Source organism: Mycobacterium sp. IS-1264, from assembly GCF_001954195.1.
Classification (GTDB): Bacteria; Actinomycetota; Actinomycetes; order Mycobacteriales; family Mycobacteriaceae; genus Mycobacterium.
On record NZ_MBES01000064.1, the window covers coordinates 23096 to 35282 of the forward strand.

Genomic DNA, 12187 nt, shown 5'->3' on the forward strand with positions numbered 1-12187 from the left:
GCCATCGCAACGTTTTCGATGGTGAAACGGCGGGTAACCCGCCGTCCATGCAGCACAGCGACAATGACTTCCCCGACGACGTGCCGGTCGCGGATGCCGTTGAGCAACAGCAGCCGACCTCCGGTTCGCCGGCCGACGAGGACGACGCCACATCCTGGCCCGACGACGGCGACGTGCCGCTCGAGGCGGCCCCCTCCGACTGGCAGGAACAACGTGAGTCGGTCGTGATCGACCCGGAACTCGACGAGCCCGAGCAGTACGAATAGCCCTGCGGTGCAGGCGCTTTCGCGGCAGCTGCTCGGCTCCCGCTATCCGGCGGCGGCGGTGATCTCCGGTGTGCGCCAAGCGCTGCCGGGGCCGGTCGTGACATCCTTGACGAAGTCCCCGATGTAGCGGATGGCGCGCCGCCCCTCGGGCAGGATGTCGGCCGCCAACGGAAAGTCGTGAATCTGCCCGTCCCAAAGATGCAAATCGCAGCGGATTCCACTGGCTTCCAAGCGCTTCGCCATGAGCTCGGCGTCTGGGAGCAACAGCTCATCGGAGCTGGCGTGGATGGCCACCGGAGGCAGCGAGGACAGGTCGGCGTCGACCGGTGAGACCACGCGCGCCTTGGCACTCCCGTTGCCCACCGGCAGTTGCACCTCGCCGAGGTATCGGGCGAACATCGACAACGCCCCGCGGGTGAACATCGAGCACTTGCGTGCGTTCCGATGCTTGAGCTTGCGGGCCGGATCCGGGTCCGTGAAGGGCGAAACCGTCGCGATTCCAGCCGGTTTCGCAAGGCGGTTCCGGATGGCGGCCAGCGTGGTCATGAACGCGAGGTACCCACCGGCGGAGTCGCCCGCCACGACGATTCGGTCATCGTCGTAACCCCGCTGCCGCAACCAGCGCAGCCCGCTGAGGCCGTCTTCGATCGCGTCGCTGATTTGATGCGACGGCAGTTTTCGGTATCCGACCGTGAGCACACCGGCGTCGGCCGCCTTCGACAAACGACACACCACGGAGCGGTGGGTGTTCAGGCCGCAGGTCAGAAACGCGCCGCCGTGTAAGTAGAGGATTGCGCGCGCCGGCGACGCCCCCCGCGCGCGAACCCATTCCGCGCCGCAATGTTCGAGTTGTATCGGTTCGATCGTCGCCGACGAGCGAATGCGTGGCAGCAAACCGGCCATGCTGTCGACGTATTCGAATGGCCAGCGCAGATGCGGCTGAATTGCCCAGGCGCGCACTGCGTTTTTCACGATCAACCGGCTGGCCAACGAAACAGCAACCGATTGTGCGCTGTGCCCGTGGTGAATTCGCCGATTGCCCATGTTGCGCCGCAACGAATGACGGCGACGCTTCGGATCCCTTGTGGCCATTGGCAACAACTCCTATTTGGACAAGCGGATACCCGGCCTCCGGACCAGGAAAACTCTGCGTAAAGCCCGTGGCAAAGTTGGGTTTCTCACGGTTTACGCGTGCGAAAGCCGGGTATTCCGGCTTTATCTATGTGCGCGCCGAGCGCGATGGCCCAAGATATGGGCATGGACGCTATCAACGGTCGGCTGTTGGCGGAGCGGGTCGCGGTCGTCACGGGCGGCGGCGGAGGAATCGGCGCGGCCACCGCGCGGCTGTTCGCCCAGCATGGCGCGCGGGTGGTCATCGCCGACAGCGACGCCGAACTCGCACAACGAACGGCCGACGACATCGCGGCGGCTGGGGGTTCTGCCCTGGCGGTGACCACCGACGTTCGCGACGCCAATCAGGTTGCGGCCTTGGCGCAAACGGTGCTGGATCGCGACGGGCGGATAGATATTTTGGTGAACAATGTCGGTCATTGGTTGCGTCACCCGGGCAATTTCGTCGACACCGACCCGCAGCTGTGGGATGAGCTCTACCGCATCAACCTGCACCATGTTTTCCTCGTCACCCACGCATTCCTGCCGGCGATGATCGGCCAGCGCGCGGGTGCGATCGTCAACGTCTCGTCGGTCGAAGGCTTGCGCGGTTACCCGGAGGATCCGGTCTACGCCGCGTTCAAAGCGGCCGTCATCCACTTCACGCGCAGCCTCGCGGTCCAGGTGGGCCGCGATGGAGTGCGGGTCAACGGCGTTGGTCCTGACGTGACCGAATCGCTGCAGGTGCCCTACTCGCAGTGGCTATCCGCCGAGGAGCAGACGCAGTGGCCGCAATGGGTTCCCGTCGGCCGGATGGGCCTGCCCGAGGACCAGGCCCGCGTCATCCTCTTCCTGGCGTCGGACCTGTCGGCGTTCGTCACCGGCCACACCATCCCGACCGACGGCGGCACCGGGGCGGCGGGCGGATGGTTCCGCTCGTCGCGCCGGGCGGATCGCGAATGGACGAATCGCCCGATCGCACCCTGACCCAGCCGTCAACTTCCGGGGACCGAGAGAGTGGCTTGCTGCTCGACCTGCAGCCCCTGTTGCTCGTCTTGCTGGGCTTGCTGGAGGTCCAGTCGCTCTTGCTCTTGGGCCTGCTGTTCGGCCTGTTGCATCTGCTGCTGGGCCTGGAGCTGTTGTTGCAGTTGGGCTTCGTCGTCGTTGCCGTCTGCTACGACGCGGGTAAGCTCCGATCCCCCAACGGTTTTCGTGTCGTCATATTGCGGGGTGTGAAATAGCGCCAGCATCGCAAACGTCGCGATACCGGCGAGAACGGTTTGGATCAAAATGCGTTGCTTGTGCGCCGCCATCACGCAACATTGCGCTTCGGTGTTAGCAGCGGCCTGGATCGCAGTTATCGATCCGCTGTGAGATCAGACGCTTTGCGCGGCTCGAAATCGCGCTTGCTCGTGGATCACGGTGACCGGAATACCGTTGAGGACACCATTACCGGAGGGCTCGTCGATGAACGCCGGCGGGGAAAGCACATTGGTGTTGGCGCCCGGCGAGCTGTTGGCCACCGACATGCGGGTGCCCGGCTTGCCGTGGCCCCAGCCGTGCGGCATCGACACCACGCCGGGTTTGATCGCGTCGGTGATCTCGACGGGGACCCTGATCTCGCCGGCCTCCGATTTCACGGTGACGACGTCGTCGTCGGCCACACCGAAGCGCGCGGCGTCGTCGGGGTGGATCAGCAGCGTGCACCGGTCCTTGCCCTTCATCAGCGCGGGCACGTTGTGCAGCCAGGTGTTGTTCGAACGCAGATGTCGCCGGCTGACCAGCACCAGCGGCTCGTCGCGCCGTTCCAGGCGCGCGGCTAGCCGCGGCAGGTCGTCGAGCAGGTATTGGGGGGCGAGCCGGATTTTCTTGTCGGGCGTGCCCAGGATGTCGGGCAGCTGGGGCACCATCGGCCCGAAGTCGATCCCGTTGGGGTTGGCCTTGAGCATGTCCAACGTGAGGCCGCCCGGGTTCTGCCCGTACTGGTCCCCGAACGGGCCGGTCCGCAGCGTCAGGTCGAGCATCCGTTCCGGGCCGCCTTTCAAACCGGCATCGTCATAGAGCTTGCGGATCTCCGCGCCGTCGAGGCCGCGCGTGAACGCCAGGTAGTCGAAGAAGCCGTCGTCGATCGCCGCGACGTCGACGTCTTCGGCGGGTGTGCCGGTGCACAGGCCCGTCAGCCGGATCAGGATCTCCCATTCGTGCGGGCGATCACCCGGGTCAAACACCGGGGCCGAGTAGTTCGCGATGCTGCGGATCGCAAACAACAAGATGAGGTCGTCGTGGTGAGGTTGCTCGAGCGGGGAGAGCCCCGGCAGGATCACGTCGGCGTGCCGCGTTGTCTCGTTGAGCCACAGGTCAATCGAGATCATCGCGTCCAGCATCGGCAGCACCTCGTCGAGTTTGTCTCCCCCCGGCGTGGACAACACCGGGTTGCCCGCGACCGTGATCAGCGCCTTGAGCTGCCCGTCGCCCCGCGTAGCGATCTCTTCGGCCATGCACGACACCGGCGCCTGGCCGAGAACTTCCTTCGCGCCGCGAACGCGCGTGTGCCACCGGCCGAATTCGGCGGCGCCGCCCTCCAGGCCGGGCAGCGGCTGGGAGGTGATCGACCAGGCCGCCGGCTTCGGGAACATCGCCCCGCCGGGCGTGTCGAAGTGGCCGATCAAGATGTTGATCACGTCGACCAGCCAGCTGGCCAGGCTGCCAAACTCCTGATTGCACAGGCCAATTCGGCCGTACACCACCGACTTGGGGGTGCCCGTGAGCTCACGGGCCAGCCCGCGGATCCGATCCGCGTCGATGCCGGTGACGGCGCTGACCCGTTCCGGCGGCCAATCCGCGGCGACCCGGCGCATCGTATCGACGCCGTCGACGTGCGGTCCTGGGTCGATCAGGTCTTCGTCAAACAGCGTGTGCGCGACCGCAAGCAGCAGCGCCGCATCGGTGCCCGGGACGATAGGAAGCCACTCGTCGGCGCGGGCGGCGGTCAGCGTGCGCACCGGATCGATCACGATCACCTTGCCGCGTTTGCGGATCGCTTCGATCAGGCCCATCACGTTGGGCGCGGCCAGCAGCGATCCCTGCGACGCGGCGGGGTTGGCGCCCATGATGACCATCAGGTCGGTGCGTTCGATGTCGGGCACCGGGAAGTTCCACCAGAGGCCGTACATCAGGTGCGACGACAGGTTCTTGGGCCACTGGTCGACGGTCCCCGGCGAATACGTGACTGGCATCCCCGACATGCCCAGCAGCACGCCCGAGTAGCGGGCCAGCGAGAAGGAATGTGCTAGCGGGTTGCCGGTGTAGGCGCTGACCGCGCCGATCCCGTACTTTTCGATGACCGGCGTCAGCAGCTCGGTGCAGCGGCGAAACGCCGCGTCCCAGCTGACCTCCTGCCAGCGACCGTCGACCTTGATCAGTGGGCGGCGGATGCGGTCCGGGTCGTCGTGCAGCGCGGCCAGTGACACGCCTTTGGGACAGATGTGTCCGCGGCTCCACACGTCGTCGGGATTGCCGCGGATGCTGGTGACCTTCCCGTCTGTGGGGCCGCCTTCGACGTGAATTTCCAAGCCGCACATGGCTTCACACAGTGGACAGGTACGCAGATGCCTGCCGTTATTGCCGGTCGTCACCCACTCACTGTATTCCGCTACTCTCGGTAGCGGAAGTACCCAAAAATCGCGGCACTCGCTGACAAACCGCTGATGATCGGGTCTGAGACACATTTGAATCTGACAAGTCGGCTGTACAACGGCGAGACGCCGACCCTAGCGTCGAGTACATGACCGATCGGCACGACATCGAGTACCTGCGCCGCGAGGTCCTCGACCGGATCGATGCGCACCCTTTCGAGGACTGGTCCCCCGCCCTCTTGCGGGCCCTGATCGCCGTCTTCGACCTAAACGGAGTCACGCGGGCGGCCACCCACGGCTTCCGCCCCCACCTCGTCAGGTAACTCCGCAGCGCTGACTAAAGTCCCGACGATGGAGATGTGGGAACTGGTCGCGCGTGAGCAGATCCGCGACACCCTCGCGCGGTACAACTGGTCGGGTGATGCCGGACGGCTCGACGGACTTGCCGAAACATTCTGCGCGGACGGTGTTCTCGAGATACGTGGGTCCGAACCACTGCGCGGTCGAGCCCAGATCGCGGCCTTTCTCGGCGGTGTCACCGGCAACCTCGCCGACAACATCGACGTCAAACCGGTTGTGCGGCACAACGTCGCCACCGTGGTGTTCACCGGCCTGACCCCGGACGAGGCCCACGTCGAGTCGTACTTCACCGTGGTCACCCATATCGGGCTCGACCATTTCGGTCGTTATCGCGACGTCCTGGTGCCCGACGGTGATACCTGGCTGATCAAGCACCGCAAGGTATCGACCGATTGGGCGGCCCCCGACTCGGTCATGGCCCGACGGCCGCCGAACGTGTAATCAGTGCGACCGGCGTCGGCGTGTCGTCGCAGCGGTTACACGTTCGGCGCCGAAACGCCAACCGTCATGATGTTGAGCCGGCAGCCTTCCGCGCCGGCGCGCCAGGCGTGGTCGACGCCCGTGACCACAGCGCTGTCGCCGACCGTCAGTAGGTGCACACCGTCATCGAGGATCAATTCCACCGAGCCCGAAAGCACGACATCGAAATCGACCGTGTCCGTATGGTGCATGGAGAATTCCGCGCCAGGACCGTACTCGATGGCCGCCCAACGGATCGAGCCCGGCGGGACCGCGAGGTCGAGCAGATCGGCCACGCGGCCGCCCGCATCGATCGATGGGGCCGACGCCGTCGCGTAGAGAATCGAATACCGGATGCCGCCGAGGCCGGCGTCCCCCTGCAGGGTGATTGGGCCATCCTGGGCGGCGCATGACCGCCCAGCCGCGTCAACGCCGGTGACCAGCAAGCGCATGCATCAAGACTGTAGACGAGGCGGCGACCGATCAGCGGAACCACCGCTCCCGCCCGACGCGGCGGCATGGCAGGGTGACCTCGTGGCCAAGACTTCGACCGTCGAGCACGACCTGCGTGAGATCAGCACCCCGAAGGGCGCTTTGCGCTACTACGACTGCGGCCCCGAGTCCGGACCGGTGTTGCTGTTCCTGCACGGCTCCGGCCCCGGGGTCACCGGGTGGCGCAACTTCCGCGGGGTACTGCCTACCTTCGCCGAGCGCTTCCGGTGCCTGATCCTGGAATTCCCCGGCTTCGGGGTCAGCGACGACTTCGGCGGCCACCCGATGGTGACGGCGTTCGGCACCGTGTCGCCCTTCCTGGACGCGCTGGGCGTCGACAAGGTGCACATCGTCGGCAACTCGATGGGCGGCGGCGTCGGTATCAATTTCGCCATCGCCAATCCCGATCGCGTCGGCCGGCTGGTCACCATCGGCGGCATCGGGACCAATATCTTCAGCCCCAGCCCCAGCGAGGGCATCCGGCTGTTGCAGGAGTTCGTCGAAGACCCCACCCGGCAGCGGCTGGTCGACTGGCTGAAATCGATGGTGTACGACCAGTCGTTGGTCACCGACGAGCTGGTCGAGGAACGCTGGTCGCTGGCCACCGATCCCGCGACGCTGGACGCCGCCCGCCGCATGTACGGCAAGGCGGCGTTCGCCGCGATGAACTCCGCCATGGCGGCGTCCGACCGGCCGCTGCCGTGGGCCGTCATGCACAAGCTGACGGTGCCAACCCTGCTGACCTGGGGCCGCGACGACAGGGTGAGCCCGCCCGACATGGCGCTGATCCCCATGCGCACCATTCCCGACGCGGAACTTCACATATTCCCCAACTCCGGGCACTGGGCGATGATCGAAGCCAAGGAGGCGTTCGAAAGTACGGTCCTGGCATTCCTGTCCCGTGGGAACGGCTAACTGCCCGTCGAGCCCTCATCGCTGGGTGGCACCCGCGTCGACGGGCAGGGTCACTGCGGTGATGTACCGCGCCTCGTCGGAGGCAAGGAACAGCGCCGCGTTGGCCACGTCAACAGCATCCACCCACGGCACCCCAAGCATGTTCATGTTCCGCGCCGACTCGGCGAATTCGGCGCGTGTGGGCGGCCGGTCCAAGTCGGGGCGAAACGCGCTCCTGACGGCGTCGTTCTGAATCATCGGAGTGTCGACATTCGTGGGGTGAACGCAATTGACCCGGACGTTGTGCGGCGCGAGCTCGTTGGCCAGGCTGCGCATCAGGCCGACCACTCCGTGCTTGGCGGCAGTGTAGTGCGCAACCCCGACCAGCCCGCGCAGTCCAGCGATCGAGTTCGTCAGAATCATCGCACCGGCACCGCGCGCGATCAGGTGGGGCGCACCGGCCCGGCAGGTGTGCCACACACCGGTGAGGTTGACATCCAGCATGGCGCGCCACGCGGTTTCGTTCAGATCGACGGCCATGCCGCGAGAGGTGATTCCCGCGGTCGCACACACCACGTCCAGTCCGCCGAACCGCTCGACGCCGTGGTCGGTGGCGGCATGCATGCCGGCGAGGTCCCGCACGTCGACGATCTCCGTGTGCACCCGGGCACCAGCCTCGGTGACCAGGGCGGCCGTCCTGTCGAGGTCGGCGGGCGTGCTGTGCGGGATCACCACCGTATCGACGGGTCCGCACACGTCGAGCGCCACGATGTCGGCGCCCTCCTGCGCGAAGCGCACCGCTTGCGCGCGCCCGATCCCGCGCGCCGCGCCGGTGATCAGGGCGACTTTTCCCGCAAGCCGCCCTTTCACGTCGTCTTCTGCGTCAGACCCGCGTCGACGACGAGCTGCGTACCCGTGATGTAGCGGGCCTCGTCGGAGGCCAAGAACACCACGGCGTTGGCCACGTCGACCGGTTCGAGCCACGGCACCGGCAGCAGGTTGCGCGCCTGGAGGACCTCGGCTGCATCGGCCGCCGTGGGGTTCTCCAGATCGGGCCGCAGGCGCTTGAACGTCGCCTGGTTGAGCACCGTGGTTGTTGCGACCGCGCCGGGGTGGACAGTGTTGACCCGGATGCTGCGCGGCCCGAGTTCGTTGGCCAGGGTGCGTGCCAGGCCCACCACCGCGTGCTTGCTGGCGGTGTAGTGGGCGGTGTTGGTCGTGCCGCGAATCCCGTTGGTGGAACTAATGATTGTGATGGAGCCGCCGCCCTCCCCCATGTGCGGCACAGCCGCCTTGATGGTGTGCCATACGCCGGTGAGGTTGACGTCGAGCGTGCGCTGCCAGTCCCGGGGGTCCAGTTCCCACGAGGGCGCGCCGGGGAGGTGGATTCCGGCGTTGGCGACGATCACGTCAAGCCGACCCAGCTCGGCGACGCCGTGATCGATCGCGGCCGTCATCGCTTCGAGGTCGCTCACATCGGCCACGCCGGCCACGCAGCGCCGGCCCCTATTTTCGATTTCCCTTGCGGTATCGCTCAATTCGCCTGCGGCCGCCTGCCCGTCCAGCGCGATCACGTCGGCGCCCTCGTCGGCGAACCGCTCGCAATGCACGCGTCCGCTGCCGCGAGCGGCGCCGGTTACCAGCACGACTTTGTCAACCAGTCCTGTCATTGCGGCATCTTGATCAGGTCGAATCCCCGGTAGCCGGAGTCGGCGACGTCGGCGCAGATGTCGTTGTAGGTCGCGAAGCCGCCGACGAACAGCATGAAACCCCTTGGCTTTCCGGGCACGTTGGCGCCCATGTACCAGGAGTTCGCCTTGGTGAACAGCGTCGTCTCGGCGCGCCGGGAGCATTCGGCGACCCAGCCGTCCACGCTGTCCACGGTGGCTTCGATCGCGGCGTAGTCGTGGTTATCCAGGTAGGTGATGGCCTCAGCAATCCAGTTCACCTGAGCTTCCGCGTGTAGCACCATGTTCGCCAGGACGGCGGGTGCTCCCGGGCCGGAGATCAAAAACAGATTGGGAAACCCGTCCACGCCCAACCCCAGATAGGTGCGAGGTCCGTGCGCCCAGTCGTCACGTAGGGCCGTGCCGTCGCGTCCGACGATGTCGATCTTGCCCAGCGCCCCGGTCATAGCGTCGAAACCCGTTGCCAGAACAATCATGTCGACGTCGTACCGGGCCTCGGTGGTGTTGATCCCGGTCGCGTCGACGGATTCGATCGGGGTGGCGCGCACGCTGACCAGCGACACGTTGGTCCGATTGAAGGTCTGAAAGTAGTTGCTGTCGGTGCAGATTCGCTTGGTACCGATCGGGTGGTCATTGGGAATCAGCATGTCGGCGACCGCGGGATCGTCGATAACGGCCCGGATCTTTTCCTCGTAGAACTTTCGGGCCTCGTCATTGGCCGCCAGATCGATCATCTGGTCGGGGAATGTCTTCGAGAACAGCACGCCACCCAGCCGCCATCGCTTTTCGAACGCCGCTCGACGCTCCTCCGGAGTGCACTCCATCGTCGGCTTCGGGGCGGTGATGTGCGGTGAACCCCCGCCGCTGCGCCACGACAGCCTGCGCCGCTCCGCGTAGCCGGCCTTGATGTCGTCGAGCTCTTCCGCCGACAACGGCTTGTTGCCTGCCGGGACGCTGTAATTGGGGGTGCGTTGGAAGACGTAAAGATGGGACGCCTGCTCGGCGATAATTGGAATCGACTGAATTCCGGAGGATCCGGTGCCGATGACCGCCACCCGTTTGCCGGTGAAGTCGACGGGATCGTGGGGCCATTGGGCGGTGTGGTAGATCTGGCCGGCAAAATCGTCCAAGCCGTCGAAGGTCGGCGTCAGCGCGGCCGACAACGGGCCGGTCGCCATGAGACAAAACCGCGCCGAGAGCACCTGCCCGCCGTCGGTGGTAACAGTCCAGCGCAACGCAGTCTCATCCAGCACCGCCGACACGACGCGGGTGTTGAGCGCGATGTCGCGGCGCAGGTCCAGTTTGTCGGCGACCCAGTTCAGGTAGGCGAGGATCTCGGCCTGGGTGGCGTACTTTTCGGTCCAGTTCCATTCCTGCTGCAGTTCGTCGGAGAACGAGTAGCAGTAGTCGACGCTCTCGACGTCGCAGCGCGCGCCCGGATAGCGGTTGTAGTACCAGGTCCCGCCCACCTCGGGTGCGGCTTCAAGCACCCGCACCGACAGGCCTTGGCTACGCAGCTTGTGTAGGGCGTACAGACCGGCGAACCCCGCGCCGACCACTAGTACGTCGAGAGGCTGCTGGCCGGGATCGGTCACAGGCAGCCACGGTAGGGCCTTAGTCGTCGCGCGCGGTTCCCCTTCCCGGTCAACGGACGCTCCGGCCGAGTTTTCCCGTCCACCGGGCGTGCGCACCCGCCCCCCGCCGCATATCGCAGACCATCGGCTCATGTCGGAAGTTGCGCATGTCGAAGTGGAGCTGGATGGTCAGCGACATCGTTTGCGTTGGCCACGCAGTCAGACTCTGGTCGACCTGTTGCTCGATGCGGGCATTGACGCGCCCCACTCGTGCCGCGAGGGCCGCTGCGGTTCGTGTGTGGCCACCGTCGTCGCGGGCGAGACCGTCATGGCGGCGTGCGACCTCCTGGAAGCAGACGACCTGCGAGACGGTCTGATTCTTGCGTGTCAGGCCAGGCCCGCCAGCGACCATCTCCACATCGAGTTTTGACCGCGTTTGCGTCCGCTCACCGGGATTGCCTTCGGGTTCGGCGCGGACTGCGGTAGACCATTACTACGCCCCCACACGTTAGGACGAACGATATGAGCGAGCGGGTACTCGACCGGGTAGTTGCCATGGCCGATCAGTTGCGGGACCAGGCCGCCGAAGCCGAAAGGATTGGCCGCCTCACCGACGACACCGTCAAGCTGATGAAAGGTGCCGGCCTGATCCGGCTGCTGCAGACCAAGCAATACCAGGGCTTCGAGGTCCACCCCCGCGAGTTCGCCGAGACGACGATGGCCACTGCGGCGCTGGATCCGGCGGCCGGCTGGATCGTCGGCGTGGTTGGTGTGCATCCCTACCAGTTGGCCTATGCCGATCCGAAAGTCTCCGCGGAAATCTGGGCAGAGGACGTCGACACGTGGATGGCCTCCCCGTACGCACCGCAGGGTGTCGCCAAGCCGGTGGACGGCGGCTACATCTTTAATGGGCGCTGGCAGTTCAGCTCGGGCACCGACCACTGCGACTGGATCATTCTCGGGGCAATGCTCGGCGACGAGAAGGGCATCCCGTTGATGCCGCCGCAGATGCTGCACATGATCCTGCCGCGCAAGGACTACGAGATCGTCGAGGACTCCTGGAATGTGGTGGGGCTGCGCGGAACCGGCTCGAAGGACGTCATCGTCAAGGACGCGTTCGTCCCGACCTATCGGACCATGGACGCGACGAAGGTGATGGACGGCACCGCCCAGCGCGAGGCGGGCATGACCGAGCCGCTGTACCTGATGCCGTGGTCGACGATGTTCCCGCTGGGCATCTCGGCGGCGACCATCGGCATCGCCGAGGGAGCGCTCGCCGCCCACCTGGACTACCAGCGGGAGCGCGTCGGAGCCACGGGAACAGCGATCAAGGACGACCCCTACGTCATGCACGCCATCGGCGAAGCGGCGGCCGACATCAACGCCGCGCGCCAGGAGCTGCTGGCCAACGCCGACCGCATTTACGACATGGTTGCCGCCGGCAAGGAGGTGTCGTTCGCGGACCGCGCGGCCGGTCGGCGCACCCAGGTTCGCGCGGTGTGGCGCGCGGTGTCGGCGGTCGACGAGATCTTCGCCCGCTCGGGCGGCAACGCGGCGCGGATGGACAAGCCGCTGCAGCGGTACTGGCGGGACGTGCATGTGGGCCACCTGCACGCTATCCACGTCCCCGGCACCACCTACCACGCGTCGGCGCTGAGCTCGCTGGGCATCGATCCGCCGGAAGGTCCGCTGCGAGCCTTGATTTAGGA

Annotated in this window: 14 protein-coding genes; 7 read left to right on the plus strand and 7 right to left on the minus strand. The window is 66.2% G+C overall.

Annotated elements, in window-relative coordinates; genetic code table 11:
* Positions 1-47 precede the first annotated feature (47 nt).
* Positions 48-266, plus strand: coding sequence for a hypothetical protein (locus A5744_RS14355; RefSeq protein WP_076062062.1), 219 nt, complete (start codon positions 48-50; stop codon positions 264-266).
* 42 nt (positions 267-308) lie between these two features.
* On the opposite strand, the gene A5744_RS14360 is transcribed toward A5744_RS14355, so the two are convergent.
* Positions 309-1358 carry an alpha/beta hydrolase gene (locus A5744_RS14360; RefSeq protein ID WP_076062064.1) on the minus strand — a complete coding sequence of 350 codons (1050 nt, stop codon included), beginning with the start codon at positions 1356-1358 and terminating at the stop codon, positions 309-311.
* A 159-nt stretch (positions 1359-1517) separates the two neighbouring features.
* On the opposite strand from A5744_RS14360, the gene A5744_RS14365 reads away from it, so the two are divergent.
* Positions 1518-2363 carry an SDR family oxidoreductase gene (locus A5744_RS14365; protein WP_139331353.1) on the plus strand — a complete coding sequence of 282 codons (846 nt, stop codon included), beginning with the start codon at positions 1518-1520 and terminating at the stop codon, positions 2361-2363.
* An 8-nt stretch (positions 2364-2371) separates the two neighbouring features.
* Here the strand turns inward: A5744_RS14365 and A5744_RS24415 are convergent, their stop codons facing one another.
* Together A5744_RS24415 and A5744_RS14375 are read right to left on the minus strand one after the other, a co-directional pair.
* Positions 2372-2689 (minus strand): hypothetical protein, encoded by a 318-nt coding sequence (locus A5744_RS24415; protein ID WP_139331354.1) that lies wholly within the window; start codon positions 2687-2689, stop codon positions 2372-2374.
* Between the two features lie 63 nt (positions 2690-2752).
* A complete protein-coding gene (locus tag A5744_RS14375; protein ID WP_076062068.1) occupies positions 2753-5011 on the minus strand; it encodes a molybdopterin-dependent oxidoreductase in 2259 nt (752 codons plus the stop codon).
* Positions 5012-5160: 149 nt separating this feature from the next.
* On the opposite strand from A5744_RS14375, the gene A5744_RS24675 reads away from it, so the two are divergent.
* On the plus strand, positions 5161-5334 hold the full coding sequence (locus A5744_RS24675; RefSeq protein WP_170874496.1) for a hypothetical protein: 174 nt from the start codon (positions 5161-5163) through the stop codon (positions 5332-5334).
* A gap of 28 nt (positions 5335-5362) precedes the next feature.
* Complete coding sequence (locus tag A5744_RS14380) at positions 5363-5812, plus strand: nuclear transport factor 2 family protein (protein WP_076062070.1); 450 nt, start codon at positions 5363-5365, stop codon at positions 5810-5812.
* A 35-nt stretch (positions 5813-5847) separates the two neighbouring features.
* Here A5744_RS14380 and A5744_RS14385 read toward each other — a convergent pair whose 3' ends face one another.
* Positions 5848-6282 carry a cupin domain-containing protein gene (locus A5744_RS14385; protein ID WP_076062072.1) on the minus strand — a complete coding sequence of 145 codons (435 nt, stop codon included), beginning with the start codon at positions 6280-6282 and terminating at the stop codon, positions 5848-5850.
* A gap of 82 nt (positions 6283-6364) precedes the next feature.
* Here A5744_RS14385 and A5744_RS14390 point away from each other — a divergent pair, with 82 nt between their 5' ends.
* Positions 6365-7237: an alpha/beta fold hydrolase gene (locus A5744_RS14390; RefSeq protein ID WP_170874497.1), complete on the plus strand. Its 873-nt coding sequence runs from the start codon at positions 6365-6367 to the stop codon at positions 7235-7237.
* Between the two features lie 15 nt (positions 7238-7252).
* Here the strand turns inward: A5744_RS14390 and A5744_RS14395 are convergent, their stop codons facing one another.
* From A5744_RS14395 to A5744_RS14405, 3 genes are read right to left on the minus strand one after another with little or no spacing between them, the layout of a single operon-like run.
* On the minus strand, positions 7253-8086 hold the full coding sequence (locus A5744_RS14395; RefSeq protein WP_076062074.1) for a mycofactocin-coupled SDR family oxidoreductase: 834 nt from the start codon (positions 8084-8086) through the stop codon (positions 7253-7255).
* Positions 8083-8886, minus strand: a complete 804-nt coding sequence (locus A5744_RS14400; protein WP_076062076.1) for a mycofactocin-coupled SDR family oxidoreductase — start codon at positions 8884-8886, stop codon at positions 8083-8085. Before A5744_RS14400 ends, A5744_RS14395 begins: the two co-directional genes overlap by 4 nt.
* On the minus strand, positions 8883-10499 hold the full coding sequence (locus A5744_RS14405; RefSeq protein WP_076062078.1) for an NAD(P)/FAD-dependent oxidoreductase: 1617 nt from the start codon (positions 10497-10499) through the stop codon (positions 8883-8885). The genes A5744_RS14400 and A5744_RS14405 overlap by 4 nt, the downstream gene beginning before the upstream one ends.
* Before the next feature lie 130 nt (positions 10500-10629).
* Here A5744_RS14405 and A5744_RS14410 point away from each other — a divergent pair, with 130 nt between their 5' ends.
* Together A5744_RS14410 and A5744_RS14415 are read left to right on the plus strand one after the other, a co-directional pair.
* A complete protein-coding gene (locus A5744_RS14410; protein WP_076062080.1) occupies positions 10630-10908 on the plus strand; it encodes a 2Fe-2S iron-sulfur cluster binding domain-containing protein in 279 nt (92 codons plus the stop codon).
* Between the two features lie 92 nt (positions 10909-11000).
* Positions 11001-12185: an acyl-CoA dehydrogenase family protein gene (locus tag A5744_RS14415; protein ID WP_076062082.1), complete on the plus strand. Its 1185-nt coding sequence runs from the start codon at positions 11001-11003 to the stop codon at positions 12183-12185.
* Positions 12186-12187: the final 2 nt, after the last annotated feature.

Excerpts from the sequence above, each read along its gene's own strand:
- A5744_RS14360 (WP_076062064.1), bottom strand. The coding sequence starts at position 1,358 with ATGGCCACAAGGGATCCGAAGCGTCGCCGTCATTCGTTGCGGCGCAAC.
- A5744_RS24675 (WP_170874496.1), top strand. The coding sequence starts at position 5,161 with ATGACCGATCGGCACGACATCGAGTACCTGCGCCGCGAGGTCCTCGAC.
- A5744_RS14410 (WP_076062080.1), top strand. The coding sequence starts at position 10,630 with ATGTCGGAAGTTGCGCATGTCGAAGTGGAGCTGGATGGTCAGCGACAT.
- A5744_RS14365 (WP_139331353.1), top strand. The coding sequence starts at position 1,518 with ATGGGCATGGACGCTATCAACGGTCGGCTGTTGGCGGAGCGGGTCGCG.
- A5744_RS14385 (WP_076062072.1), bottom strand. The coding sequence starts at position 6,282 with ATGCGCTTGCTGGTCACCGGCGTTGACGCGGCTGGGCGGTCATGCGCC.
- A5744_RS14400 (WP_076062076.1), bottom strand. The coding sequence starts at position 8,886 with ATGACAGGACTGGTTGACAAAGTCGTGCTGGTAACCGGCGCCGCTCGC.
- A5744_RS14415 (WP_076062082.1), top strand. The coding sequence starts at position 11,001 with ATGAGCGAGCGGGTACTCGACCGGGTAGTTGCCATGGCCGATCAGTTG.
- A5744_RS14380 (WP_076062070.1), top strand. The coding sequence starts at position 5,363 with ATGGAGATGTGGGAACTGGTCGCGCGTGAGCAGATCCGCGACACCCTC.
- A5744_RS14355 (WP_076062062.1), top strand. The coding sequence starts at position 48 with ATGCAGCACAGCGACAATGACTTCCCCGACGACGTGCCGGTCGCGGAT.
- A5744_RS24415 (WP_139331354.1), bottom strand. The coding sequence starts at position 2,689 with ATGGCGGCGCACAAGCAACGCATTTTGATCCAAACCGTTCTCGCCGGT.